We start from the raw sequence: 25,328 nt of genomic DNA, 5'->3' as shown, positions 1-25,328 counted from the left end.
TCGGAAGACACCCTGCAGAACACTCTGCCGGATTGTTCCTGTTTCGCGGCTTCATCAGTCCTGCCAGTGCCCTCAAGTTCCATTACCGGCTGTGTAGTTCGGCGACCCTTTGCGTAACGTATGGGCCAGACCTTGCAGACTCAGTACGCAACCAGCGAGAACTCTGCGCAGGTGAGACTGCACACACACGGGGAGGCGATCGATGAAGCGCACGCTCAATCGGAACCGCTGGCGGCAAATCACATTGGCGTGCGCCGTCTCCGCCCTGGCGGTCGGATGCGCCGCAAATGAAGCGCAGAATCCGCCGAGCACGGCACCAGTTTCTTCGTCTCCGGTAGCAACGCCGACTCAGACGGAGGACCCGAAGGAAACGGCGAAGAAGGAAGCCACCGCCACGTACCTGGCCCACTGGCGGGAGATGGAAAAGCTCTACGCGGACAGGACCGGCAAGGCCGCGAACCTCAAGCAGTACGCCGCATCCGCAGCGCTGTCCCAGGCCGAGCTGGACGCGAAGAGCCTGCACCAGCGGAACCTGCTGATCGTCGGCAGCGTGACGGTGAACAACCCCACCGCCACGAACACGGACATCAACCGCAAGATCCCGCACGTGATCCTCTCCAGCTGCCTGGACATCTCCCGCTGGCAGACGGTCGACGCGGGCACGAAGAAGCCGGCGACGATGCCGGCGAACCGGCTCACCCGGTATCTCATCAAGACCACGGTCGAGCGCTGGCCCGAAGGCTGGCGCGTCATCCGCGACGAGCCGCAGGGGAAGAAGTGCTGACCGGGCGACGTGCAGCTGCCACCGCGACGCTCGCCCTCACCGCGGCGGCCTTAACCGTCCCCGCCCACGCCGACGGCCCCTCTCCCGGAAGAGGTGGAACAACGTGCGGTGTCTTCTCCTGCCAGGTGGAAGTGGACGTGCCCGGAAGCGGCGGCGGGAACGGCGGCAGCGGCGAGTCGTCGACCTCCGGCGGAGGCGGAGGCGGCGCGGCCCAGGACAAGCCCGCCACTCAGCCCGTGTGCACCTACAAGGTTCTGGACCCGCAGCCGCCCGCCGACAGCCTGGACTGGGAGGGTCACAAGCCCGGCGACGGAGCGGTCTACGAGGAACGGTGTACGGACGGCGGCGGGCTGAACCCGTTCACGGTCGTCCGGAACTTCTGGGCCGCCACGCCTCCGGCAGCAGCCACAGTTGATCCTGTCGTCCTGGCACAGCAGGCCGTGGACCAGATGGTGCTGCGCGGTCCGCAGATCGGCATCACGCCGAAGCCGGGCGGCAAGGGGGTAGTCGGGATGCCGGTCTACATGTGGACCGCGACGGGCCCTGAGACCTACGGCCCGAACGTCGCCTCGGCGTCGGCCGGCGGAATCACGGTGACGGCGACGGCGAAAGTCGACCGGATTGTCTGGCAGATGGGCGACGGGAAGACCGTCACCTGCACCACGGCCGGCACCCCCTACAAGCCGGAGTATGGCAAGAACCCCTCGCCGGACTGCGGTTACCGCTACAGCGCGCCGTCCTCGACCACGCACTCCGGCAAGTACCACGTCACCGCGACGTCGACCTGGACGATCGACTGGGAGGCGACCAGCGGGCAGACCGGCCAGCTCACCGAGACCCGGAGCAGCGCCGTGGACATCGCCGTCGTCGAGGTCCAGGTACTCAACTAGCTCTCCCCCGCTCAGCACTTCGAGAGGCACATCCCGTATGGACACCCCTGCTGCGCCGTCGGTGCCGCGCCCGGCTGCTCCCACGCGCGCCGATCTCCCCATCACCACCACCGCCCCGGTCAAGCGGGAGCGCCGCTGGTCGATCGCCGCGCTGTGCGTCGTCCTGGCCGTCGTCGCCGGTCTGGGCGCAGCCACGGCGGTCACGTCCGCCAGCGACCGCACCAAGGTGTTGGCCATCGCCCGTGACGTTCCCGCCGGGCAGGCTCTGACGGACGGGGACCTGATCGTCGCGGAGGTGAGTGCCGATGCAGCGCTCACCCCGGTGCCGGCATCGCAGAAGGCGTCGATGGTGGGGAAGCGGCCGGCGGTCGATCTACGCAAAGGCGGCCTGCTGACCGCCTCGCAGCTGGCTACGGGCACCGGTCTGGGCGACGACCGCCAGCAGGTCGGTGTTCAGGTCAAGCGAGGCCAAGCCCCGGCGGGCACCCTCGCTCCCGGTGACAAGGTCCTCGCAGTCACCACTCCGGCCCAGGGCGAGCAGCCGTCCGGGAAGGACGTCGAGCCTCCGCCGTCGACGGTCAGCGCGGTCGTCGTCACGGTCTCCCGCCCGGATGCTTCCGGGAACGTTGTGGTGAACCTCGCTGTCGCCCCGTCCGATGGCCCGCTGCTTGCCACCCGCGCCGCACAGGGACGTATCGCTCTCGTGCGCGAACCCCGGAGCTGACATGCCCGTTACCGCACTCGTCTCCGCAAAGTCCTGCGGTGTCACCACGACCGCGCTCGCGCTCACCCTTGCCTCGAAGCGGCTCTCGCTGCTGGCCGAGTGCGACCCGTCCGGCGGCACGGTCCGTGCCGGTTTCCTGGAGGGCGCGCCCAGCGCCGGATACGGCTTGTACCACCTGGCAGCCGCCGAGCGCACCAGCCCGGACGCTCTCGCGCAGGCCTTCGCGTCTCACCTCTGGCCGATGGACGAGGCCGGACACCGCAAGCTCCTGCCCGGGCTGACCGATCCCTTGCAGGCCGCCGCGCTCGTCCGGACGTGGCCCGCGCTGTCGGAGGTCGTGCACGTCCTGTCCGAAGAGGCCGGATACGACGTCTTCGTCGACGCCGGCCGTCTCGCGCTCGAGTCCGGGCGGCTGCACACCACGCTGACCCCGGCGCCTCTGCTGCACCAGGCCGACCTGGTTCTTCTCGTCGTCCGCGGAACTGAGCAGTCCCTGACCCTGGCCAAGCACTTGATCGGCCCGCTGCGGGCCGAACTGGCTGAACGCGGCAACGGGCCCGACGCGCTCGGGCTGCTGCTCATCGAGAACGGCCCCTACCGGGCGCACCGGGTCGCCGAAGTCCTCGAGGCTCCGGTCCTGGCCGCTTTGCCCTTCGACCCGGGTACGGCCGGCTACTTCACCGACGGTGGTCGTCCGCCTCGTGGGTACGTGCGCAGCCCGCTGCTGCTGCATGCCCGTACCGCGACCGAGCACCTCGCAGCGGCCGCGTCGCGCCGCCGTATTCAGCAGCAGTACCCGCGCCCGGCCAACCCGGTGCTGGCCGGGGTCATCGCGCGGCTGGGCGAGAGGGGAGGGGAACGTGGCTGACACTCACCAGCGGCCCGGCGTGAACGGGCCGCCGGCCATGGGCCGCGAGGACATCGCCACTCTGCTCGCCAGTCGGATCGGACAGCCCCGCCCGACCTACCCCACCGCCCCTGCCTCTGCCCCCACACCGGCGGTCCCTGGCCCTGCCTCGCCAGCGAGCGCAGCCGGTCCGGCGGCAGTGCCGCGGCTGGCCGGGATGCCGGGCGAGATCCCGGTCGGCTGGGACGTGATCGAGGACCTTCAGGCGCTGGTGTCCAGGCAGCTCAGCGCCGAAGACCCGGACAAGCTGCTCGACGAGGCCGACCGCCGCGCGCTCGCCCGTCGGCTGGTCCATAACGCGGTCGCGGACTGGGCTGCCAAGTACGCGCAGGGCAACACCCCGCTCACTACTGAGCAGGAAGCGGCGATCGACACTGCGGTCTTCGACTCCATGTATCGCGGGGGGAGGCTGCAGTCGCTGCTCGACGAGGACGGCGTCGAGGACGTGATGGTCGATGGTCTGCGTGCCTACGTGGAGTACCACGACCGGCCGCGCCGCACGATCGAGAAGGTCGCCGACTCTCATGAAGAGCTGATCGCCTGGGTCAACCGGATGGCCGGCCTGTCCGGCCACGGCGAACGCTCGCTCACCCAGGCCACCCCGATGGTGGGTTTCCGGATGCCCGACGGCTCCCGTGTCACCGCGTCCCTGCTGACCACCCGCCCGTCGGTGGTGATCCGGCGCCACCGCATCCGCCAGCACGGCATCGCCGAACTCGTCCAGTGGGGTTCCATCAACCCGATTCTGGAGCGGTTCCTGGCGGCGTGCGTCCACGCCAAGATGAACATTTTGGTCGTCGGTGACATGGGCGCCGGCAAGACGTCTCTCCTGCGGGCGCTCGGCCGGGAGATCCCGCCCGCCGAGCGCCTGGTGACGCTGGAGTCGGACCGCGAGCTCTACCTGGACGAGCCCGGCCCGAAGCCCGGCCCTATCACCTTCGCGTTCGAAGCCCGTCAGTCCAACGGGGAGATCCGCGGCGGCGATAAGGCCGGCGAGGTCACCATCGACGACATCTTCCCCACCGCCCTGCGCTACAACGGCACCCGCGTCATCGTCGGCGAGGTGCGTTCCACGGAGATCGTGCCGATGCTGAACGCCATGTCCTCCGGCGGCTCCGGCTCGATGTGCACCCTGCACGTACGCCGACCGCACGCCATCATCAGCCGTCTGGTCCAGCTGTGCACCGAGGCCGGTATGCAGACGGAGGCCGCGCACCACCTCATCGCCTCGGCCATCGATGTCGTCGTCTACCTCACCTACCTGGACGAGACCGCGATCGGAGGGCGCAAGCACCGGTTCGTGAGCACCATCTACGAGGTCCAGGACGTCGTCGGTGAGGGTGGACGCCCCGTCACCACTGAACTCTTCGCGCCCCAGGCCGGGGAGCTCCGTGCCGTCTTCAAGAACATGCCGACGTTCATCGACGAGTTGGAGCGCACGGGCCTGTTCAACAGGCAGTGGCTGACGGAGAACCCGTTCGGTGCCTGGCTCGGGCCGCTGCAGACGGTAGGCCGCCGATGACGACCTCCCAGCTCGCCCTCGTCGCTGCCTGCTGCGCCGCCCTCGCTCTCCTCGCGATCGTCGCCGCGGTCCGGGAGATCCGCGGCCGCGTTCCCGATCCGGCAAAGCCGAAATCCCCGATGACCGGCCGGATCCAGCGTGCGAAGGCGGAGCTGCCGGAGAAGTGGCAGCGCCGCTGGCGGCACATGGTCATCACCGCCGGCGTCGTCACGCTGGTGGTGTGGGCCTGGACCGGCTGGCCCGTCCACGGCCTCCTCGCAGGCGCCGCCGTCCTCGGCCTGCCCTACGTCCTCAACCCCGGCACCGCAGCGATCCAGCGGATCGAGCGCCTCGAAGCGCTCGGGCAGTGGCTCAACCACCTGGCCGGAGTCCACCAGGCCGGCATCAGCCTGCCGCAGACGATCCGCGCCTCCGCCAAGGCCGCACCCGCCCCGATCGCGGCGAACGTGCGGGCTCTCGCCGACCGGCTGCGTACCGGCATGGACGCCCACACCGGTTTCGCGCTGTTCGCCGACGAACTCGCTGACGGCGTCAGCGACCACGTCGTCCTCCTCTTCCAGTCCCACGCCGTCTACAAGGGCCCGGGCCTGTCCGACGCGCTCGAGGCCTTGGCGGTCACCATCCACCAGCAGGCCGCCGACGCCCGCGACATCGAGGCCGACCGAGCGAAGGTCCGCAAGTCAAGCCGCATGGTGTCGATCGTCATCTGCCTGGTCGTCGTCGGCTGCATGCTCAACGAAGCCTGGTCCGCCTGGTACCAGACCCCGCTCGGGCAGATCGTCCTCGCGGTTCTCTGCGGCTTCTTCGCCTGGACCCTGTCCTGGCTGCGCCGTATCGCCCGCACCAAGCCGGACCCGCGGCTGATCGACCCGCTCCCGGCCGCGCAGCTCACCACCGCCACGGGAGGCACCCGATGATCCCCATGGAGGTCGTCGTTCCTGCGGCTGCCGCCGGCGCTCTGATCGGACTAGCCGTCCGCGCCGCGGTGCCCGCCCCCCGCGACCTCGCCTCCGCGCTGGACCGTCTGGACGTCAGCAAGACCAGCGGCCCCCTGCTGCCGTCGGCCGCGCCCAAGGGGAGCGGAAGCCTGCAGGAGCGTGTCGGCTCACGGCTGTTCGCCGAGTTCGGCGACCGCCTCCGCCTGCCCGTCAAGGACCTGAACCTCCTGGGCAAAAGCCCGGCCGAACACCTCGGCAAACGCTTCCTGTTCGCCGTGTACGGCCTCGTGCTGCCCCAGCTGTTCCAGGCCCTGTTCGCCCTGGCTGGTACACCGTGGCCGTTTGAGGTTCCCGTCGTCCTGTCTCTGGTCCTGGCCGGACTGTTCTGGTTCTGGCCCGGCAAGGAAGTCGCCCGGGACGCGGCTGCCACCCGCCTGATCGTCCGGCACGCCGCCGCCTCCTACCTGGAGCGCGTCGCGCTGGCCCGTATCGCCAACTCGGGCGCCGCTCAGGCACTGACCCAGACCGCCGAGGTCGGCGACGGCTTCATCTTCGTGCGCATGCGGCAGGTCTTCCACGAAGCCGACCTCGCCGGCGTCACCGTCTGGGACGCCCTCAAGCAGCTCGGCGACGAGCTCGATATCCCCGAGCTGACCCGGCCGGCCGACACCCTTGCCCTGGCCGGTGACGGGGCTGCCGTCTACACCACCCTCCAGGCCCAGGCCCGACAGCTGCGCATCGCGCTGCTGTCCGACGCGAAGGCCCAGGCCAATGCGGCGAGCGCCGCGATGATCCTGCCGGTCACGTTCGGCGTCATCCTCATGCTCGTCTTCGTGATGATCCCCATCACGATCACCATCCTCGGAAGCTGAAGGAGAACCCCTCATGGACATCCAGACCCTGACCGTGTGGATCCGCGGCCGCTACGCAGCACTCAAGGCCGGGCGCGACGCCGGGCAGTCCACCCTCGAGCTGGCGATGATGGCCGGTGCGCTGCTGCTCGCCGCCGGCCTGGTGGTGGTCGCGGTTCGCACCAAGCTCCTGGAGAAGATCGGCATCATCAACGGCGGCTGACCAGACCAGCTCATCGCCACCGCCAACGACCAGGAGAGCCCGTGTCCCAGAGCCCCGTCCACCCGCAGGGATCCCCACCATGGTCGCCGCTCGACGAGTACCTCTGGCACACCTGCGACATACTCGCCGACGTCAGCCAGGGGAACAGCGCCCGACGCCCGCTTGTCGCCACAACCGCTCCCCTGCGCAGCGGCGACCGCGCTCTCGTGACAGGCCCCGCCCTCAAATCGACGTGGCGCGCCCTCGGTAATGGGCGCTACCAGCACAATCAGGTCGTCGCTTTTGGCCGTCCGTCGTTCGTGATCGGCAGCCAGCTCGGCGCCGCCATCGGCAACGCCTCTCGCCGCCGAGAAGCCGCCCGCAACGCACAGCCCCGCTGGGTCTCCGACGGCACAGGCGAGGTCACCGTCGCTCTCAAAGGGGCGTACTTCGTCCATCCCACCAACCCGAACGGGTCGGCCCACCTGTACTGGTCGGGCCTGAGCCAGATCGATCTCGTCGCACCTGATGTGTTCCAGACCCACTACGTCAGCGTCGCGAACAACCCCATCACCGTCCGCCTCCACACACCGTGGACCTCGCTGATCTTCGCCATGGCCGCCTACTGCAACTTCCCCAGCCATCCCCGTCTACTCACCCGCGGCTGGCTCCCACCCGGTTTCGAAGAACGCTGCGCCGCTGTGGGGCGCCCCTGTCCTCCGGCAGCCCGGCTTCTCCTCGGCCACCAAACTCCCTAGACCGTCACACCTCCAGACCACACCACGATCGAGGCAAGAATGACCGGGAATCGAGACCGCAGAGCCAGAAGATGCCGCTTCGCGGATCGACGCGAGGCCGATCGCGGTGCCGCCAGCGTCGAGTTCGCGGTCCTCGCCCTCGTCGTCCTGGCCCTGGTCTTCACCGCCATCCAGGTCGGTCTGTACTTCCATGCCCGCAAGGTCGCCCAGTCCGCCGCCCGCCAGGGCGCCGAGGCCGGGCGGCAGTTCGGCGCGAGCAAGAGCGACGGAGTCGCCCAGGCACAGACGTTCCTGAACCGCTTCGGCGACAGCGTCCGGGACGCGAGCGTGTCGTCGGCCGGCAGCACAACAGAGGAGATCCGCATCACCGTCCGCGGCACGGTCGCCACCCTCGTTCCCGGTCTGACCCTCGACGTCGTACAGCACGCCGACGCTCCCGTCGAACGGTGGACAAATCCGTGAGCATCCGCACTAAACGTGAACGCCTCGCGTATGGCCTCCGCCGCGACCGCGGCTCCTACGCGCTGGAGACAGCGGTCCTCGCCCCGGCGTTGATCGGGCTGCTCCTGCTGATGGTCGCCTTCGGACGGGTGACAGACGCCATCGGCGCCGTGGACGCTGCCGCCCGCGCGGCGGCCCGCGCCGCCTCACTGGAGCGCGACGCAGGCGCCGCCCAGGCCGAAGCCCAGGCGGCCGTAACCCGAAGCCTCGAGGGTGAAGGCATCACGTGCCAGACCTCCAGCGTGGTCATCGACACCGGCGGCTACGCACTCGACCTCGGCGTGGAGGCGAACGTGACCGCCACGATCGCCTGCACAGCAAATCTCTCCGACATCGGGCTGCCAGGCCTGCCCGGATCCAAGACACTCACCGCGTCCTGGACGAGCCCCATCGACACCTACAGGGGCCGCCAGTGAGATCCCACGTTCAGCATTTCGCCGCCCAGCTGCGCGCCGCCCGGGGCAGTCGAAGCCGCGACCGCGGCTCGATGTCCCTGTACTTCGCCTTGTCGACGCTTGCGATCCTGATGGTGATGGGACTCCTCGTCGACGGCGGCGGGGCGTTGAACGCGGCCAACCGGGCCACCTCCCTCGCTCAGGAAGCCGCCCGCGCGGCCGGTCAGCAGCTCGACCCGGCCCAGGCCATCGAGGGCACCGCGATCACCATCGACCCGGATGCTGCCGTCGGCGCCGCACAGGACTATCTCGCCGACGCGGGCGTCCAGGGCAACGTGACGGTCACCGACGGCGGGCAGACCATCACCGTCGCTGTGACCGACACCTACAACACGTTCTTCGCGCAGTTCGTGGGCAAGGGAACGATCACCGTGACCGGCACCGCGAAAGCCCATCTGCAGACCCAAGCTGGAGGCTGAGCAACTCATGGCTCACCGCACCCCCGCCCCGCTACGCGCCATCGGCGCCCTGCTTCGGGCCCTGCTCGGCCTCGCTCTTCTCGCGGCCCTGGTCGCAGGTCTCCCATACCTGCTGCTGAAGGTGGGCCACCAACCCACCGAACTCGCCGACGGCTTCAGCCTGCTGGAGCAGGACGACGGCACCCTGTTTCTGGTCACCCTGACCTGCATCGGCTGGGCGGGATGGGCGGCGTTCACCTTCTCGGTCCTCCTGGAGCTCATGGCCGTACTCCGGCGGCGCTCCGCGCCCCGGATTAAGGGACTTGGCGGACTGCAGTCGCTCGCGTCGTTCCTCATCGGCGGCATCGTCCTGCTTGCCCCCACCGCCGCGTCGGCCGCCACCCTCCCCACGGTCGCCGCCGCCGCGACCCACACGATGGGCAGCGCCACGGCGGCGGAAGCCTCCAGCGCCACACCGGCAGCCCGCGCCTCGACCGCCGACTGGCCCAAGCACACGGTGACTTCCACGACCGAGCTGCCGTGGGATCTGGCTGAGGAGTACCTCGGTGCCGGTACACGGTGGAAGGACATCGCCGCTCTCAACCCGGAGATTCCCCAGCTGGTGGCCGGCGACCAGTACCTCCCAAAGGGCGCGACCATCAAGCTGCCGGCCGACGCCCGGCCCGTCGCCCCGGCCGCCAGCACCGCGCCCGAGGTCCGCGGCAGCACCGCGAACGTCTCAGCTCAGCGCGACGACAGCAAGAACAAGGCCGCTGAGACTGCCGAAGAGACCGCTACCGCCATGGGGGACGACGGCACCGGTCGGCCTGACCACGTCACCGTCCGCAAGGGCGACAGCCTCTGGTCGATCGCCGACGAACACGGCGACCCAAGCGACTGGCCAGCCATCTACGAGGCGAACAAGGACGAACCCACCCCGGACGGCGGCACCTTCGGCAACCCCAACCTGATCTTCCCGGGCCAGGTACTGGACCTCCCCGAGCCCAAGGCCTCCAAGGCACCGCCCACAGACCGGCAGGCCGCCAAGCCGAAGACGCCCGCCAAGCCCGACAACACGCAGAACGCCGACAAGCCGCAGCACAACACCCCCGACGGGGACGCCGAGGCCGACCAGGACTATCCGCCGGCCGCGACCCCGTCTCCTTCTCAGACTGCTCCCGCTCCGAGCGGTACCGCACCCACCCCCAGCGCCAGCACCACAAGCACGCCCGCGCCCGCGCCCGCTGTTCGAGACAGCGACGAGGACTCCTCCCTGAGCACCGTCCTGTACGCCGCCGGCGGCAGTCTGGTGGCCGGCGGTGTGGTGATGATGCTCCGGCGTCGGAGGGCTCTGCAGCGGCGCAGGCGCGGCGACGGCCGGCGTATCGCGATGCCGACCGGTCGCACCGCGGCGGCCGAACAAGCCCTGCGGAGCGTGGACTCCAGTACGGAACTGCGGCTGCTGGACACTGTTCTGCGGACCCTCGCCGTCCAGCTCGCTGCCCAGGAGCAGGCTCTGCCGCCTGTCGCCGCCGTCCAGCTGGGCACCGAGGGTGTCCTGCTGCATCTGTCCGCCACCGGAGCAGGCAGCGAAGACGGCATGGAGCCGAGCGCTCTCGAGCCGGTGACTCCCTTCACGGCTGTCGAGGGCCGGCCCGGTCTGTGGTGGTGCCCGGCGGACTCCGCCGACCTCCTGGACGAGGAGTCGCTAGTCGACGTCTCCGCGCCCTACCCGGGGCTCGTGCCGCTGGGCGAGGACTCCATGGGAGGCATCCTCCTGGTCGACGTGGAGGAGTTCGGCGCACTGCACCTGACCGGCAGTCGGCGCACCCAGTTGCTGCGCACTCTGGGTATCTCGCTCGCCCTGTCACCGCTGAGCGGCCAGATCGACGTCCTCGTGGCCGGTGAGGACACGGCCCCGGGCCTGTCCATGCTCGACTCCCAGCGCGTCCATCCGCACGAGAACCTGGACACGGCCGCCCGTGCGGCCCGCGGCCACCACGCTGACCAGCAGCGACTCCTGACCGCCTCGGGCCTTCCCGACCTGTTCCACGCGCGTGTCTCGGATGATGCCGAGGAGTTCCATCCCCTGGTGGTTCTTGCCGATCTGGACACATGTCCCGCCGCCGAGGCCATGGAGCAGCTCGCCGGGATCCTGGCCGACGAGCCGCTGTCCTCCACCGTCGTCATCACCAGCAGCGCGCAGCCGGCCCCCTCTACCAGCGGCGGGGGGTGGGAGATCGACACCGACAGCACCGCCCTCCCGGTACCGAACACCCCCCTGCACTGTGTGCTGTCGATGTGCACCGACGAGGAGTACGCCGACGTCCTCGAACTCGCGCTGACGGCGGACTCCCCCACCGATGTTCCTCCAGCCGATCCTGTCCCTCTGAGCAAGCTGCTGCCCGGCGCCGCCCCCGGACTGGTCGCTACTCCCCCGGCCGCCGCCGCCCCGGCGTCCGGCTCGGAATCCGTCACGAGTGGAGCGTCTCCGAGCCTGCTGGCCGTCCTCGCCGACCTCGAGGACAACCCTGAGGACGCGGGAGAGGACGACGAAGGCGAGACAGCCCGCGGGGAAGGTTCCGGCGCTGGAACGGATCGGGATCACGAGTCCGCGCCCCGCAACGCTGATGCCGCGGATCTGCCCGAGCAGTTCCTCCCTTCCCAGGAGGACTCGCCGAATGTAGCCGGGGACACCAGTGCCGCTGGTGGCGCAGCTGATGTGAAGGCTGCCGGTGACGGCGTGGCGAGCGCCTCCGTGGTACCCGTCCTGCCCGCACGGGCCCTGCCCCAGATCAGCCTCCGGCTTCCCGCACCTGCCCCTGCCCTGGGCGACGTCACACTCCAGTCCCCCACCGATGCCGCCGAGGCCGCGGGCCCGGCAACCGCGGCGGAGATCCCGGACATCGACTTCCCCGACGACCGGCCCCTGGTCAAGATCCTGGGCTCCGTGGAGGTCACCGGAGCCCGCGGCACCGTCGACTCCAACCGGCACACCCGCGCCCTAGAGTTGGCCGCCTTCCTCGTCCTGCACCCCGGTGCCACCGCTCCCCAGGTCGACGAGGTCCTCTCGCCGCGCGGCGGGCTGACCAACCCCAAAACCCGCAACACCCGCCTGCGCGATGTCCGGCGATGGCTCGGCCTCGACGACGAAGGCGAACCCTTCTTCCGCCGCATGACCAAGCACGCCGACGGCCACCGCCTGGTCGGGGTGGAGTGCGACTGGATCCAGTTCCAGCTCCTACACGACATCGCTCTCCAGGTCCCGCGCCCCCAAGGGGTGGTCCTCCTCCACCGCGCACTCGACCTGGTCCGCGGCCGCCCGTTCTCCGGCGTCAGCTCCACGTACTACAGCTGGGCCGAGCCGATCGTGGAAGACATCAACGACATGGTGGTCAACAGCGCCAGCATGCTGGCCAACTGGTACCTCGAAGCGGGGAACGGACGCGGCGCGCTCTGGGCCGCCGGCCGTGGCCTGGAGGTTGCCCGCGAACGCGAGGAACTGTGGCGTCACCGCTTCCGCGCCCTGGCGCTCCTGGGGGATCGCTCCGGCCTCGGGGACGCGATCCGGCGCCTTGAGACGCTCCTTGTCGACAACGGATGGGCCATGGAGGAAGAGACCGCCGAGACCATCCGCATGGCCCAGGTCACGCGCCGCTGACCGATCCGGAAGTGGACTGTGAGTGGACCGCCGAACTACCGGTCCACCCCACAGTGCGTTGAGCGGACTCTCGGGCTGATGGGGCTCCTTGGAGCTGGACGCCTTCGGCGGCGCTACGCGCTGGGAGGTGGCCTCTCCTGGCCGAAGCGCTGCACGCATGCCCCAGCGACCAAGCAGCCAGTTGTAAGCCCATTTGGTTGGAGTTGAGTGCGGACGAGCGGCTCATTGGGCCAGCGGCCTTCCCTTCACTAGGGCTTCGGTGCTGCGGTGACGACCTCCGAGGCGATCCTGAAGCGGCCTCCGGCGTAAGGGTGGTGGCTGCTTGATCGGGGCACAGATCGCGGGCTACAAGGTGGAGCGCGAAATCGGCCATGGGGAAATGTCCGTCGTCTACCGCGCGATGGATCTGCGACTGGACCGGGTGGTCGCTCTGAAGTTGTTTGCGCCGGAGTTTGCTCGGAACGACGCCTTCCGTCAACGTTTCGTGTATGACTCACGCCTGGCAGCCGCGATCGATCACCCGCATATCTTGCCGATCTTCGAAGCGGGCGAGACCGACGGTGGCCTGTACATCGCCATGCAGTACGTCCCCGGCCTCGACCTGCGGGCACTGCTGGACCGGGAAGGCTCGCTCCCGGTACCGACCGCCCTGCGCATCGCCACCCAGGTGGCCTCGGCACTCGACGCGGCCCATGAGCACGATCTGGTGCACGGGGACGTCAAGCCCGCCAATATCCTGGTCTCCGCGGGAACTGACAGCGACCACCACGAGCACGTCTACCTCACAGACTTCGGGTTGCCGAAGAAATCTCTGTCGCTCAGTGGGTTCACCTCCGTGGGCACGCTCGACTACTTGGCACCGGAGCAGATCTCCGGGCGTCCCGTCGATGGCCGGAGCGATCAGTACAGCCTGGCCTGCGTCGTCTACGAAGCCCTTACCGGGAAGCCGCCTTTCGAGCGCGATAGCGACCTGGCGCTGCTGTGGGCGCACCAATACGATCCGCCGCCTTCCCTTTCCGAGACACTCCCCGAGATCGCGCCCGGTGCCGATGCTGCGATGGCCAAGGTGTTGGCCAAGTCTCCCGAGGACCGATACGTCTGGTGCTGGCAGTTCGTGAGCGCCTTCCGTTCAGCCACCAGTTCCGATGGCTTCGACGTGCCAATGCCGTACCGGGATCCTTCGGCCCCCATGCCAGCCTCACCCCCGCCTGGCGAGTCGCCCGGAAGCACGCCGCCTGGACCGCCGTTCGGCGACGATGACGACAAGTGGTGAAGCGTGGGTGACATCGCCAGGAGCGCTCTCGGTGGAATGTGGACAGTGCTGGTGGGATGGCTCTTGCCGACCGCGCTGAACGTGAGCCTCTTCGTTGTGGCCGTCTGGCCGAGCCTGCGGCGCACAGGGGACTCCGTGAGGCCGTGGTCGGAGGGTGTCACGACCTTGTCTGTCGGAGTGCTGAGCGGTCGGTGCTCCTCGGGCTGGCGCTCTGCGCCCTGCAGAACCCCCTCGACCGCGTTCTGGAGGGTTACACCCTCTGGCCGAACGCGCTCTACGCGTACGGGGGCGCTCGTCGGCGGCAGGCGAAGCAGGATCTGCAGGACCGCCTCACGCTGATCCGGCTGGAGCGCCGTGAGCGGGAGGGCCGGCTGGCATCGGATTCCCCGCACGCGCACACAACAGGGCCCGCGGCCCAGAGCGCAGCGTCTCCTCGGTGAACTCGTCACCGGCTGAGCTGCGGACGAAAGACCACACACGCTCCCGGTCGTGACGTATCCCCGCGCCTCGGCGATCACGTCATTCGGCTCCGTCGCCGACCCTTGTGACGCAGCCTGGCCCGCGGAGAAGGAACGCCGGGCGGTTTGGCCGGTCAGTAGCGGTGGCCGGGCCAGTGCGGGTCCTCCCAGCGGTCGACTCCGGTGACGCCGAGGAGTCGTATCCGGTGGAGGAGGTCCTCCCGTACGCCACAGGCACGAAGACGGCCAAGCGCGTGGCGCACAAGCCAAGCAGTCAGCTCTGCGCGCATCTCCTCCTCACCCTCCCAAGCGCTCCAGGGAAGCTGGTCACCGAGCAAGTCGTACTCCCAGTGGTCCGCCGCCTCGGCCAGGTGTCCGTCCGCAACAGGATCACGCAACGCCTCCCAGGCCTCGAGCCACGGACTGAGCGTGCCCGAAGCCTCCGCACACAGGACAAGAAGGTCATGCACCGACACCGCGGGAGCCGGATCGATGAGCGTGTACGCCCACCACGACCCCAGGAACTCCTCCACCGCAGCGGCCTGCTCCGCAGGCCACTCCCGCCACTTACCAAGAGCGAACGCAAGCCCGACCTCTTCCATACCCAAGAGAGGCTTGATGAGGCCGCTGACAAGAGCCGAGGCGAACTGAGGGAGGATCCGGCGCAGCACAGACGCCTTGTCCGTCCAGTCGGTGGCCTGCCACGTACGCTGCAGGAGATCGAAGTCCAGCTCCACCTCCGCCGCCTTGAGCCGCCCGAGGTCTTCCGCGCTACCCCAATGGCACTCGCAGTTGGACTCCTCCGGGTGAGCGGTCATCCCCCGGAAGGTGACGGCCAGGCCGTCCAGCGCGGCATCGAGACGAAGGCGCGCGCGTGGTTGATCGAGGTTCACCACAGGGCCAGACCGATCAGGCCCACCGGGCTGCCGCCCTCCGGTTGGGCGATCGCCCAGATCGCTGCCTCCTCAGTCCCCCAGCGCCTGTCCCAGCGAGCGATCCGGTCGCGCGCGTCATCCAGAGACAAGTGTCCCGGCCGATTCCAGTGCTGAACGTCCGGGTCCTGGCATGAGTTCATGAGGACCGTGGCGTCATCAGGGCACCACGGGCGCACCTCAAGGCCGTTGGTCAGGCCGAATACAGGTTGCTCGGTCTGGCGCATCCGGCCCAGGGGTACAACAGCAGGTATCGGAACGATCACCCGAGCATCATGCCAAATCCTGGACGGAGCGATCGGCACCCCGAGCATCCCGGTGACACGATGAAGATCGACAAGGCTTGCCGGAGGATCTCGGCGGTCCTTCCTCAACCCCGGACATGCTCATCTTGAGCGGCTCTCAGCAACGGTCCTGACGTGCGGGGCGTTGCGAGGGTCAGTCGAAGTCGAAGGTGGCGACGACGGAGCGTGGTCGGACTCGGGGTACTTGCTGTCCCTGGCGAAGGCGAGGGAGTCGTCGTGGACGTCTGGTTGTGTCTCTGAACCGCGGTAGTGGGCGAGCAGGTTGCGCGTGACGAGCATGTGGTCGATCATCTGGCCGCGGCCGTGATGGAACAGGGTGTAACGGGCCTCGCTGGGGATGGTGTGCTCGATGGGGACCAGAACGCGGGTGGAAAGGTTGCCGTTGTTGGTGTCTTCGGCGTTGCCGCAGATCGCCAGGACCGGGACCTCTTCGGGCTCGGCGTTGAAGTCACCGGCGACGATGATGCGGGCGTCCGGATCGTCGTCGAGGATCTGGTCGATCAGACGCCTGACTTCCAGGGCCTGGCTCATGCGTTTCATCGACGACAGGAAGCTGCCCTCGGCCCAGCTGTCGGCGCTGCGCCAGATGCCCTTCTGAGGGTCGATCACCTGGCCGGGGATGTCGGTCGGGATCTGGACTTCAGATGCACGGTGATGATGAGCAGCACGCGGCCGGGTGCTGCGTGGTCGATGTCGATCTGCGCGTGCAGGATGGGCCGCTCGATCCCGAGCGGCACCGGCTCCTTGTCGGGGGGGCGGTGAGCCGCTGCAGGCACGCTGATGCCGCTGTTCGAAGCCACCGACCAGAAGCCCGCCACGGCCGAGCACCGCGAGAGATACCGGCGGACCTCCACAAGCACCTGAACAAGAACCTCAACAACACCGACGGCTGCAACACCCCCCAAGGACGTCACCCTCGCGCCAGCCGGGCAGCGTCGAGCCTCGGGCAAGAGGACGTGGACCGGACACCTAGGCAGTTTCGTTTGGATCAGTCGGTCGTCGGTCTCGGTGTGCCGTTAACAGATACTCAGTGGGCCCGGATCGAGCCGTTACTCCTGGACCGGACACCGGGGTGGTCGCTGGCGGGAGCACCGTGAGGTGATCGACGCGATCGCCTTCAAGTTCCAGACCGGAACGCAGTGCGTTCATCTGCCGGAGCAGTACGGAAACTGGCGGGGCGTCTACAACCGGCTGCGGATGTGGGCCATCGACGGCGCCTGGGAGCGTGTCTTCACCGCGCTGATGGCCGAGGCGGTGCCGATGAGGGCCCGAACTGGGCTGTGTCGTGGACTCCACGATCGTGCGAGCTCACCAGCACGCGGCCGGGGCCCGTAAGAAGAGGCCCCGGCCGACGAACCGGAGGACCATGCCATCGGCCGGTCTCGCGGCGGGCTGACCACCAAGGTCCACCTAGGGCCTGTCGTTTGGATCACGCCGCAGACGCGGGGCCTGGTACGCGCATCTGCGGCGCGACGAGATGCGGTCGCTTCCCCGCGGCCTGATCCAAACCTCACCCCTTAGCGGGCCACAGTATGACCACCATCTCCTTCATCGCTGTCGTCCGTGTCGCGCGGCCAGATGGCGATGGCGATCAGCACGGCCGCCCACACCCCCAGCGGCGTGACCGGCCAGTAGTAGGTCAGCTCTCCCTTCTGCGCACAGCGTGCGCCCCAGATCCCGGACATGATCACCGCCCCACCGAGCCAGTAGCGCCATTCGGCCAGCCACTCCCTGAGGTCTTTGCGGTCCTGCTCCGAGCGGGTCGGCGCTGGAGCGGGTAAGTCGGCCGTCAGTACGGCGAGTTCATCTGCTGTACGCGCCCGCAGGGCACGTGTGGAACGGATCTCGTGCTCGTGCGGATCGAGTCGCCCCTCGGTCAGCGCCGCGGCCAGCACGCCGAGCGTTTCGTCGCGGTCGCGGTCCGAGACCCGCACAGCGGGCACCGGAGGCTCACGTCGGTCATCCACCACTTGTCCCCTTTCGGCTCCGCGCAGCATCTCACCTGACGGAAGGTTAGGATACGACTGTATCTTAAAGATGGGAGCGCGACCGATGCCCAAGACCGTCGACAGGGAGGAACAGCGTCGGCAGATCGGTGCGGCCCTGCTCCAACTGGTCGCCGAACGTGGCCTCGACGAGGTCAGCGTGCGCACCGTGGCCGCCGCAACGGGCCGTTCCCCCGGTGCCGTTCAGAAGTACTTCCGCACCAAGGACGAGATGCTCACATTCGCCGCCGAGCTGGCCGGCGAGCGCATCGAGCGCCGGATGGCCGAGGTGGACACCGCACTGCCGCTGCGCCAGGCGCTTCGCGACCTGATCCTCACCACGCTCCCCGTGGACGCCGAGCGACGCGCTGAGGCCACCGCGCAACTCGCCTTTGCCGTCCACGCGGCCCACCACCCCCGACTTGCCGCGATCCGGCAGCAGGTCGACCGAGACATCCGTCAGGCACTGGCCATCTTGCTGGAGTCAGCCGGGCACGAAACCCATGCGTCGGCCGTCGCTGATGCCGTCATCGCACTGTCCGACGGCCTGGCACTGCGCATGCTGTACACCCCACAGGAGCGGGAGTACCTGCTCACAGTCCTGGACCAGGCGCTGGACACCCTGATCCCGGGCCATGGGACAGCCCGGCATCTCCGCGAGTAGGCCGGGGAGACCGGGTCGTGCCGGAGCGGCCGTCGATCCGGAAGGCGGCCCTCCACTTCAGATCGGGGTCCCCGGCGTCCGGCGCGACGTCGTCCAGCGCCGCGGCGCACGAAGAAACGTAGGCCATGCGCGTTTTAGCGTAAGTAGCTGTTTCTGATCCTCGGTTCTGAGTAGCCTTGGACCCTGGTCTGGTGTGCGGAGATCACGGACAGAGGAATAGCGGTCCGCCTACGGCGTCGGCGGCGAGATGCTGCCCGGGTCACCCGAGCGCGTGTGCCGGTTCACCGGAGAAATCGATCAGCCGGATCGCGCGGGCGCGCGGCTGAGAGGTGGGCCCCACCGGTGCGGCCGCCCTCACCCTCACCCCTGGTTACCGAGTAAACGTGCTCCAGGAGCGGACTTAGACCATGTCCTATGTGGTGAGGCGGTCGGTCGGGCTGGTTATGGGGCGGGGTGTGTGGAGTTTGTTAGAGCACCGTGAGTGACACGAAGCCGAGCAGGTCGGCGAGCGCCATTAGGCCGAGGGCCACGCCACATCCCAGGAGAGGAAGGACGACGGTGAGTAGGAAGGCCAGCCCGATGGTGAACTGCGCGGCATTGCGGCGTTGCAGTTGGTTGACGCCCGGGTTTCGCGGATCGTAGATGATCTCCTCCTCGTCGCGGCCCCCGTTCGTACCCGGTACGCGCACAGGGCCCCTTCTACGTCCGTGAACAGGTAGACGTACGAAGCGTCGGGATCTCCCGTGTCCACGGAACCCGAGTTTTTCCGCTGCCCGTCGACCGTGATCCCGCGCACGGCCAGGATCCAGCCCTCGCGGACGGGTTTCCAACCGACCTCGACCAGACTGATCCCCGCACCCACCAGCATCGGGACGAACACCCAGCAGAAGGCTCCGATCCAAGATCGGGTGGCCAGCAGCGCCGCCATCACGAGGCAGAACGTGATGGGGACAAACACGTCCCACCGAAGGGCGGGCAGGACCTGGCGTTCCAGAGGCTCGACGGTCACCAACGAGGAGCCGGCCGGCCCCAGCTCGGCATCGTCGCGCACTGGCAGTGCCTCGCGCAGGACGGCAGCGAAGCGTTTCACCGCGGCGGGCCTGAGGGAGACGAACCGGTGGGCCCGCACCGCGTCCGGCTCCGGACCGGTCAGGATGACGGCGAGCGTACGTCCACGGAATCCGTATATCTCCACGCGCTCGATCGCCGTCAGGGGTATCCGCCGAACCTCCTTCCTCGACCGCAGCATCAGCTCTCCCGAACGCAACCGGGCACGCTGTCCGAGCGCTCCGCGAAGCACGAGAGGGGAGGAAGTCGTTGAGGTCACTGTCCCACAGTAGGAGTACCCCGCAGATCTCGCTCCGCTCTCATGGACCGTTCCCTATGTGGTGAGGCGGAGGAGCCGCTTGTAGCAGCAGATGGCTGCGGCGAGGCCGAGGAAGGCCAGGTAGTTGCGGGGATGGCGCTCGTAGCGGTGGTTGAGTCGGCGGTATCCGGTCAGCCAGGACATGGTCCGCTCGATGACCCACCTGCGACGCCCGAGGCGTTCTGATGACTCGATGCCCTTGCGTGCGATGCGGACGCCGATGCGCTTGCCGTGGAGCCATTTCCGCAGCTCAGGTATGTCGTAGGCCTTGTCGGCATGCAGACGCTGGGGCTTGAAGTGACGGCCTCGATAGGGGTCGTGTCTCGTTTGGAGACCCATGATCATGGGCTTCAGCCCTTGGCTGTCATGGGTGTTGGCGGCCGAGACGCCGACGACGAGGGGCAGGCCGTTCGCGTCCGACAGGACGTGCATCTTGGAACCCGCCTTGCCCCGGTCCACGGGGCTCGGACCGGTGAGTCCGCCCCCTTTTTCGCCCGGACGTGGGCGGAGTCGAGGACCGCTCGGGACAGGTCGAGCAGGCCGGCGTCGTCGAGACGGTGCAGGATCTCCTCGTGCAGCCGGCCCCACACGCCGGCGCGCGACCAGATCAGGAACCGGCGGTGAGCCGTGGACTTCGATATGCCGAAGCATGGCGGCAGGGCCCGCCAGGCGCAGCCGGACTCCAGCACGTAGACGATCGCGGCAAACAGCGTCTCATCAGGCGTGTCCTGCGTCCCGCCGCCCTGCGGGCGCACCTTCGACGGCGGGATCAGCGGCTTCGCGATCTCCCACAGCCCGTCCGGAACAATCCAACTCCACGTACCCCGACCCATGACGGCCTCAACAACCGCCTCACCACATAGGACACGGTCTTAGGTCTCGCATCCCGGCCCGGACGGGGTGAGGCGCACCGCGCCACCGGTGACCGCGATGAGGACGGCCGTCATCGCCGAGGCAAGTGCGGCCCGTTTCACCGCCTGCTCGGGGAACTGCCAACAGCGGGCCAAAAGACCGAGCGGAATTCGACGGCGACGTCGTACAGGCCCGCGTTTGGCGTGATCCGCGTCTGCAGGTCGTCCTGCGCGGCCTGGGCGCGCTGGTGGAATTCAGGGTCCACGGTTGCCGCTTCCCACGCCTCACGGCTCTCCCAGTGGGACACGTTGACGAGCTGGAACCTCGTCTTGGAGGAGCGGGCCCGGAGCAGTCTGGAGTCGATGAAGCCGCACTTGGAACTCATGAGTGCGGCGCGCTGCTCCCACTGGGCGGTGAAGGCATCGACGTGCTCGGCGGATATCTCGAAGATGTTGATGAACGTGACGGCATTGCCCGGCTCGTTGGCGGGGCGGCTGTCTTTGGTCACAGGAATCTCCAGAAGTAGTGGCGCGATCCGGTTCGCCCGGGACGGCAGGTGGCTAGGGCTTGCCGCGCAGAGCGGTGAGTTGCAGGAGGGTGAACACCGCGACGGGGATGGTCTGCAGGACGGTCCACACGGTGCCGAGGGTGTTGGTGTCCCACCAGTCGAGGACGAGGGAGGCGAGGCTTGCCGCCACCCACGCGACCCCGATCAGAACGACGAGCCGCACCGACGCGGTTGGTGGATGTGCGCGGCGGGCCAGCAGGGCGACGCCCACGCCGATCGTCAGCATCAGGCCGCCGACGGTGAGCACCAGATTGTCGCCGACGCCCAGTAGCGGGGCGAGGCGGGCGGAGGTGAAGAGGTAGACCAGCCCGAACACGATCATTCCGACCGCGTCCAGGGCGAGGATGCGGCGCAGCCGAGCATGGGCCGGCGTGAGGGCGTTCGTCGAGGTGTCGTCCGCGGTCGACGGTGTCATGAGGTCTCCGAGCTGTCGCCGTCACCGGGTGGTGTGCGGCGGGATGTTGTAGTTGAGGCGGAAGAGGTTCCGTGGGTCGTATGCGGCTTTGAGCGCTGTCAGCCGCCGATGGTCGTCCGCGGTGTAGGCGGTGCGGGTCCGTTCCCGATCGGCGGTGCCGCCATGGCCCATGAAGTTGAGGAACCGTCCGCCGGCCCAGGGCTCCAGGTCCTTGAACACGCGCTTCAGGAAGGCGTACGCGTCGGCGCCGGAGACGCCCGTCAGGGGAGTGAGGACCGCCAGCATGAAGCGGGCGTCCCGGTGGCCGACGGCGTTCGGGTGCGCGGGCCGGCGGGCGAGCGCGCCGCCCAGGTGGCGTAGCTCCACGATGGCCGGCATCGCCGCGCCGGGGCCGGTGTGCTTGAGGATCGTCCGGATCGTGTCGCCGTCCAGGTCCGCGAGGAAGGCGTTGTCGGCGGCCCAGGGCATGGGGACCGGGGGGTCGTCGTGGATGTCGGCGCTGTGCTCGTAGGGCATGTCGCGCAAGTGCTCCAGCAGCCGGGGACCGGCCTGGCGGAGCGGTTCGACCAGCCGCTCGCCGTCCTCGGGGGAGCCGGTGAAGGCGATCCGCACGTGGCAGACGTGGCGTCCGCGCATCGGCTCGGGAACCCGCGGGTCGTCCGGGAAGGGAATCAGCGCCACCGACGAGTTCATCTCATTGGGCACCGTGGCACTCCACCGCTCGTACGCCTCGAGTATCCCGGGGGTCTGCTCGGCGTCGAAGAAGAGCCCGCCGCCGTACAGTCGGGCCACGGGGACCAGGCCGAACTCCATGCCGGTGACGATGCCGAAGTTGTCCCGCCCGCCCAGTAAAGCCCAGTACAGCTCCGGCTCGGCGTCCGGGGTGACGTGGCGCAGCCGCCCGTCGGCGGTCACCACATCCATGGCCAGTACCCGGTCGGCGGCCCAGCCGTGACTGCGTCCCAGCAGCGCGAGCCCTCCGCCCAGGGTGTAGGAGACGACGCCCACGTGCGGGGCGGAGCCGTTCAGCGGAGCCAGACCGTGCCGCGCCGCCTCGGGGATGAGTACGTCGAAGCGGGCGCCCGCTTCGGCATACGCGCTGCGGGTCCCAGGGTCGACGCGGACAGCGGCCATGCGCCGGGTGGTGACCAGCAGTCCGCCCTCCGCGGCAGCCGAAAAGCCGTGCCCGGTGTTCTGCACGGCCACCGGCAGATCGTGTGCCGCGGCGAAGGCGACGGCCGCCGCCACGTCCTCGGCCCGTGCGGCGCCGACGATCACCTCCGGACGGTGCCGCACGGCCAGGTTGAAGCCGGTCCGCTCCTCGTCGTAGCCCTGCTGACCGGGCAGGAGCACCGGCCCCTCAAGACGGGCGGCCAGGGTCTCAAGGTCGTGACGTTCCACAATCCTGCTCCTTCGTCGGTGTCAACGGGAGCGATCTTGAGGGGTGAATATGACATCCGCCGTCATATTCTTCGCGGGTGAAATTCGACCGCCTGCTCTCGATCGTGCTGCTGCTCCAGCACCGTGACCTGGTCCCGGCCAAGCAGCTCGCCGAGCGCCTGGAGGTGTCGCAGCGCACCGTCTACCGCGACGTCGAAGCGCTGTCGGCGGCCGGCGTCCCGGTGTACGCCGAGCGGGGCAAGGGCGGCGGCATCGGGCTCCTGAAGGGCTTCCGTACCGACGTCACGGGCCTGACCACCGACGAGGCCCGCGCGCTGTTCGTGCTTGCGTCGCAGAGCGCCCACTCGGCGCTCGGCCTCGACCAGGCCCTCGGCTCCGCGCTGCGCAAGGTGATGGCCGCGCTGCCCGCCCCGCACCGCCCGGCGGCCGAGCTGACCAGCCGCCGCATCCTCGTCGAACCCGACCGCTGGCATGCCGCACCCCGCCCCGAGACCGACCTGGAGACCCTCTACGCCGCGGTCCTCAGCGACCGCCGGCTGCGCATCCGCTACCGCCACAGCGGCCAGATCACGGTGCGCACTTACACCGTCGACCCGTACGGGCTGGTGGCCAAGGCCGGCACCTGGTATCTGATCGCCGACCACAAGGGCACCCCGCGGCTCTTCCGCACCGACCGACTGTCGCAGGTCAGCGTTGCCGAGGCCGAAGCACGCCGCCGGCCCGGCGTGGAGCTGACCCAGGTCTGGCACGACCTGCGCCGCGAGGTGGAGGACCGCAGCGGCGGCGTCACGATCGTCGTCCGGGTGCGCCGGGAGCGGCTGGACATGGTGACCCGCATCGCGGGCGCCTATTTCACCGGGCCACCTGCGACCGAGGCGGCCACGGATGAGTGGCTGCGGGTGGAGCTCGTCTACCCCGTCGTGGAGGCGGTCCGCCACCTGCTGCAGTTCGGCGCCGACGTCCAGGTCATCGGCCCGCCCGAAGCCCGCGCGGAGATGACCCACGCCATCGCCGAGTTGACCGGACTCTACGGCACCCCCGCCCCGTGAACTGCTGACCTACTGCTGATCCAGGACCAGCAGGTCACCGCCATCCGGCGATTCCGTGACGGTGTGTCCTAGCTGGACCAGCAAGCCGGAGACCGCCGCCCGCACTATCGCTTGCATGCTGTCGCCGGAGGCTCCCCGCGGGGCCTGCGCCAGCGCCCTGAACCCGTCCGAGGCCGTCCACCTCACGAGCACCCCGGCCGGCACCTGCATCACCGAGATCCCCGGACGGCCGTCCTCCGCATCACCACGGACGAGGTGGAACCCCGCCTGCGTCAAGGCATGCCGAACCTGCGTGAGCAGGTCGGGCGGAACAGAGGACACGGGCTCCGCCTGCCCTGAAACGCGCTGATCAAGCCTCCGGAATGAGAAACAAGCACTAAAAGAGCGTTTTGTTCCACTCGGCGTGCTTCATCACAGTTCAGGCGGCGGACCGCTTCGGGTCGGCCGGGACAGTAGACGTCTCTTGTGGCAGGCGCGGCGGGTGACAGCCTTCAATGGCCCGTTTCGGGCCCTTCGCTCCCGTCTGATCCCAACACGCCCTCGGTCGCGCCGCTTTGCGCCCTGTGACGGGACGGCGGCCATCGGTACTACAGAAACATGCCTCGCAGACAGCGGCCGTACCCGAGTGACCTGTCCGATGCCCGTTGGGAACTGCTGGAACCAACTCTGGCAGCCTGGCGGGCCGAACGAAGGGGGAAGGGGCTGGACATCGGTCGGCCGCCCGAGCGCGACCTGCGCCGGATCATGGACGCGATCCTCTACGTCGACCGAACTGGAATCCCGTGGAGGTATCTGCCGCACGACTTCGCCCCTTGGGAAACCGTCTACGGCTACTTCGCCGCCTGGCAGAAAGACGCGGTCTTCGACCAGCTCAACGGTCTTCTGCGACGGCTGGTCCGGGAGGCGCAAGGCCGCGACGCCGAGCCCAGCGCCTGTGTCCTCGACGCCCAGAGCATCAAGACCTCAGCCAACGTGCCCGCGGCCGGCCAAGGCATCGATGCGGGCAAGAAGATCGTCGGCCGCAAAACGTCACATCGGCGTCGACACACTCGGCCTTCTCCTGGCCGTGCTGGTCACCGCCGCGAGCGTCTCCGACAACGCCGGTGGCGTCCACGTCCTCTCGAACATTGCGACTGCCCACCCTCGCATCACCAAAGCGTGGGCCGATACCGGATACCGCCAGTTGCGCGAAGCCGGCCGCCCCTTGGGCTCCGGGCGCGGCCGGTGCCGCCTGGGTGGGCTTCTTCTGTGCCGGGCCGGCCTCGGCAGTCGCCGACACGTACGCGGCAGCTCCCAGCAACGGGCCGAGGACGAGCAGCCCCCAGGCCGTCCAGCGGATCGCGGCCGACATGTTCCGCCTGGGCGCCGGTCGACCACATCCTGCGTCCCCTCCTCGATGTCCCAGTCCTGCAGCTCGACTTCATCAGCCCCCGTATCAGCGCCCTGCGGTGGGCGGCGGGTCCAGGCGG

29 protein-coding genes and 1 pseudogene are annotated in these 25,328 nt (G+C 68.9%); 19 read left to right on the top strand and 11 right to left on the bottom strand.

All coding sequences use genetic code 11. From position 1 onward, the window contains the following. The first annotated feature begins 202 nt into the window (after positions 1-202). The 15 genes from ACWF79_RS06235 (at position 203) to ACWF79_RS06165 (ending at position 14,304) form a co-directional block, all read left to right on the top strand. Complete coding sequence (locus ACWF79_RS06235) at positions 203-784, top strand: hypothetical protein (RefSeq protein ID WP_453726855.1); 582 nt, start codon at positions 203-205, stop codon at positions 782-784. 137 nt (positions 785-921) lie between these two features. After that, entirely contained in the window at positions 922-1,674 is a 753-nt protein-coding gene (locus ACWF79_RS06230) for an ATP/GTP-binding protein (RefSeq protein WP_453726854.1), read from the top strand. Positions 1,675-1,711: 37 nt separating this feature from the next. Beyond that, a complete protein-coding gene (locus ACWF79_RS06225) occupies positions 1,712-2,398 on the top strand; it encodes an SAF domain-containing protein (RefSeq protein ID WP_453726853.1) in 687 nt (228 codons plus the stop codon). 1 nt (position 2,399) lies between these two features. After that, complete coding sequence (locus ACWF79_RS06220; protein WP_453726852.1) at positions 2,400-3,266, top strand: hypothetical protein; 867 nt, start codon at positions 2,400-2,402, stop codon at positions 3,264-3,266. Next, positions 3,259-4,827 carry a CpaF family protein gene (locus ACWF79_RS06215; RefSeq protein WP_453726851.1) on the top strand — a complete coding sequence of 523 codons (1,569 nt, stop codon included), beginning with the start codon at positions 3,259-3,261 and terminating at the stop codon, positions 4,825-4,827. The genes ACWF79_RS06220 and ACWF79_RS06215 overlap by 8 nt, the downstream gene beginning before the upstream one ends. After that, positions 4,824-5,744, top strand: coding sequence for a type II secretion system F family protein (locus ACWF79_RS06210; RefSeq protein ID WP_453726850.1), 921 nt, complete (start codon positions 4,824-4,826; stop codon positions 5,742-5,744). The genes ACWF79_RS06215 and ACWF79_RS06210 overlap by 4 nt, the downstream gene beginning before the upstream one ends. Continuing rightward, positions 5,741-6,637, top strand: coding sequence for a type II secretion system F family protein (locus tag ACWF79_RS06205; protein ID WP_453726849.1), 897 nt, complete (start codon positions 5,741-5,743; stop codon positions 6,635-6,637). The genes ACWF79_RS06210 and ACWF79_RS06205 overlap by 4 nt, the downstream gene beginning before the upstream one ends. Before the next feature lie 13 nt (positions 6,638-6,650). After that, positions 6,651-6,839, top strand: coding sequence for a hypothetical protein (locus ACWF79_RS06200; protein ID WP_453726848.1), 189 nt, complete (start codon positions 6,651-6,653; stop codon positions 6,837-6,839). A 41-nt stretch (positions 6,840-6,880) separates the two neighbouring features. Continuing rightward, entirely contained in the window at positions 6,881-7,576 is a 696-nt protein-coding gene (locus ACWF79_RS06195) for a hypothetical protein (protein ID WP_453726847.1), read from the top strand. A gap of 39 nt (positions 7,577-7,615) precedes the next feature. Further along, positions 7,616-8,038 (top strand): TadE/TadG family type IV pilus assembly protein, encoded by a 423-nt coding sequence (locus ACWF79_RS06190; RefSeq protein WP_453726846.1) that lies wholly within the window; start codon positions 7,616-7,618, stop codon positions 8,036-8,038. Continuing rightward, the gene (locus tag ACWF79_RS06185) at positions 8,035-8,493 is read left to right on the top strand and encodes a TadE/TadG family type IV pilus assembly protein (protein WP_453726845.1); all 459 of its coding nucleotides are present in this window, start codon (positions 8,035-8,037) and stop codon (positions 8,491-8,493) included. The genes ACWF79_RS06190 and ACWF79_RS06185 overlap by 4 nt, the downstream gene beginning before the upstream one ends. After that, the gene (locus tag ACWF79_RS06180) at positions 8,490-8,951 is read left to right on the top strand and encodes a TadE/TadG family type IV pilus assembly protein (RefSeq protein ID WP_453726844.1); all 462 of its coding nucleotides are present in this window, start codon (positions 8,490-8,492) and stop codon (positions 8,949-8,951) included. The genes ACWF79_RS06185 and ACWF79_RS06180 overlap by 4 nt, the downstream gene beginning before the upstream one ends. A gap of 7 nt (positions 8,952-8,958) precedes the next feature. Further along, entirely contained in the window at positions 8,959-12,591 is a 3,633-nt protein-coding gene (locus ACWF79_RS06175; RefSeq protein WP_453726843.1) for a LysM peptidoglycan-binding domain-containing protein, read from the top strand. 379 nt (positions 12,592-12,970) lie between these two features. Continuing rightward, positions 12,971-13,864 (top strand): serine/threonine-protein kinase, encoded by an 894-nt coding sequence (locus ACWF79_RS06170; RefSeq protein ID WP_453726908.1) that lies wholly within the window; start codon positions 12,971-12,973, stop codon positions 13,862-13,864. Between the two features lie 191 nt (positions 13,865-14,055). Then, positions 14,056-14,304 (top strand): hypothetical protein, encoded by a 249-nt coding sequence (locus ACWF79_RS06165; protein WP_453726842.1) that lies wholly within the window; start codon positions 14,056-14,058, stop codon positions 14,302-14,304. Between the two features lie 152 nt (positions 14,305-14,456). On the opposite strand, the gene ACWF79_RS06160 is transcribed toward ACWF79_RS06165, so the two are convergent. From ACWF79_RS06160 to ACWF79_RS06145, 4 genes are all read right to left on the bottom strand, one after another. After that, positions 14,457-15,215, bottom strand: a complete 759-nt coding sequence (locus ACWF79_RS06160; protein WP_453726841.1) for a hypothetical protein — start codon at positions 15,213-15,215, stop codon at positions 14,457-14,459. Further along, entirely contained in the window at positions 15,212-15,481 is a 270-nt protein-coding gene (locus ACWF79_RS06155) for a GNAT family N-acetyltransferase (RefSeq protein ID WP_453726840.1), read from the bottom strand. Before ACWF79_RS06155 ends, ACWF79_RS06160 begins: the two co-directional genes overlap by 4 nt. 159 nt (positions 15,482-15,640) lie before the next feature. Further along, a complete protein-coding gene (locus ACWF79_RS06150; protein WP_453726839.1) occupies positions 15,641-16,168 on the bottom strand; it encodes an endonuclease/exonuclease/phosphatase family protein in 528 nt (175 codons plus the stop codon). Beyond that, positions 16,165-16,377: a hypothetical protein gene (locus tag ACWF79_RS06145; protein ID WP_453726838.1), complete on the bottom strand. Its 213-nt coding sequence runs from the start codon at positions 16,375-16,377 to the stop codon at positions 16,165-16,167. Before ACWF79_RS06145 ends, ACWF79_RS06150 begins: the two co-directional genes overlap by 4 nt. A gap of 205 nt (positions 16,378-16,582) precedes the next feature. Between ACWF79_RS06145 and ACWF79_RS06140 the strand changes: the two genes are divergently transcribed. Beyond that, positions 16,583-16,894, top strand: coding sequence for a transposase (locus ACWF79_RS06140; RefSeq protein WP_453726907.1), 312 nt, complete (start codon positions 16,583-16,585; stop codon positions 16,892-16,894). Between the two features lie 182 nt (positions 16,895-17,076). On the opposite strand, the gene ACWF79_RS06135 is transcribed toward ACWF79_RS06140, so the two are convergent. Then, a complete protein-coding gene (locus ACWF79_RS06135) occupies positions 17,077-17,526 on the bottom strand; it encodes a DUF1707 SHOCT-like domain-containing protein (protein ID WP_453726837.1) in 450 nt (149 codons plus the stop codon). Positions 17,527-17,611: 85 nt separating this feature from the next. Between ACWF79_RS06135 and ACWF79_RS06130 the strand changes: the two genes are divergently transcribed. Next, on the top strand, positions 17,612-18,208 hold the full coding sequence (locus tag ACWF79_RS06130) for a TetR/AcrR family transcriptional regulator (RefSeq protein ID WP_453726836.1): 597 nt from the start codon (positions 17,612-17,614) through the stop codon (positions 18,206-18,208). Between the two features lie 514 nt (positions 18,209-18,722). Here ACWF79_RS06130 and ACWF79_RS06125 read toward each other — a convergent pair. From ACWF79_RS06125 to ACWF79_RS06105, 5 genes are all read right to left on the bottom strand, one after another. Then, positions 18,723-19,457 (bottom strand): hypothetical protein, encoded by a 735-nt coding sequence (locus ACWF79_RS06125; RefSeq protein WP_453726835.1) that lies wholly within the window; start codon positions 19,455-19,457, stop codon positions 18,723-18,725. Between the two features lie 132 nt (positions 19,458-19,589). After that, positions 19,590-20,407, bottom strand: a protein-coding gene (locus tag ACWF79_RS06120; RefSeq protein ID WP_453726834.1) for an IS5 family transposase whose coding sequence is annotated in 2 segments (ribosomal slippage) — positions 19,590-20,050 and positions 20,050-20,407 — 819 coding nt in all. Because the reading frame shifts where the segments join, the coding sequence is not laid out codon by codon here. A 137-nt stretch (positions 20,408-20,544) separates the two neighbouring features. Beyond that, entirely contained in the window at positions 20,545-20,934 is a 390-nt protein-coding gene (locus tag ACWF79_RS06115; protein ID WP_453726833.1) for an antibiotic biosynthesis monooxygenase family protein, read from the bottom strand. A 52-nt stretch (positions 20,935-20,986) separates the two neighbouring features. Then, positions 20,987-21,409, bottom strand: a complete 423-nt coding sequence (locus ACWF79_RS06110) for a hypothetical protein (RefSeq protein ID WP_453726832.1) — start codon at positions 21,407-21,409, stop codon at positions 20,987-20,989. 21 nt (positions 21,410-21,430) lie between these two features. Continuing rightward, positions 21,431-22,810: an FAD-binding oxidoreductase gene (locus ACWF79_RS06105; RefSeq protein ID WP_453726831.1), complete on the bottom strand. Its 1,380-nt coding sequence runs from the start codon at positions 22,808-22,810 to the stop codon at positions 21,431-21,433. 77 nt (positions 22,811-22,887) lie between these two features. Here ACWF79_RS06105 and ACWF79_RS06100 point away from each other — a divergent pair, with 77 nt between their 5' ends. After that, positions 22,888-23,859, top strand: a complete 972-nt coding sequence (locus ACWF79_RS06100; RefSeq protein WP_453726830.1) for a helix-turn-helix transcriptional regulator — start codon at positions 22,888-22,890, stop codon at positions 23,857-23,859. 9 nt (positions 23,860-23,868) lie between these two features. Here the strand turns inward: ACWF79_RS06100 and ACWF79_RS06095 are convergent, their stop codons facing one another. Continuing rightward, positions 23,869-24,180, bottom strand: a complete 312-nt coding sequence (locus tag ACWF79_RS06095; RefSeq protein ID WP_453726829.1) for a hypothetical protein — start codon at positions 24,178-24,180, stop codon at positions 23,869-23,871. 276 nt (positions 24,181-24,456) lie between these two features. Between ACWF79_RS06095 and ACWF79_RS06090 the strand changes: the two are divergent. Then, positions 24,457-25,042: pseudogene (locus ACWF79_RS06090) on the top strand (IS5 family transposase); the annotation flags it as partial. Positions 25,043-25,328: the final 286 nt, after the last annotated feature.

The sequence above is a fragment of the Streptomyces sp. NPDC054975 genome, assembly GCF_053609105.1.
Note: the sequence above shows the minus strand (reverse complement) of the source record. Positions and strands in the feature narration are given on the sequence as shown.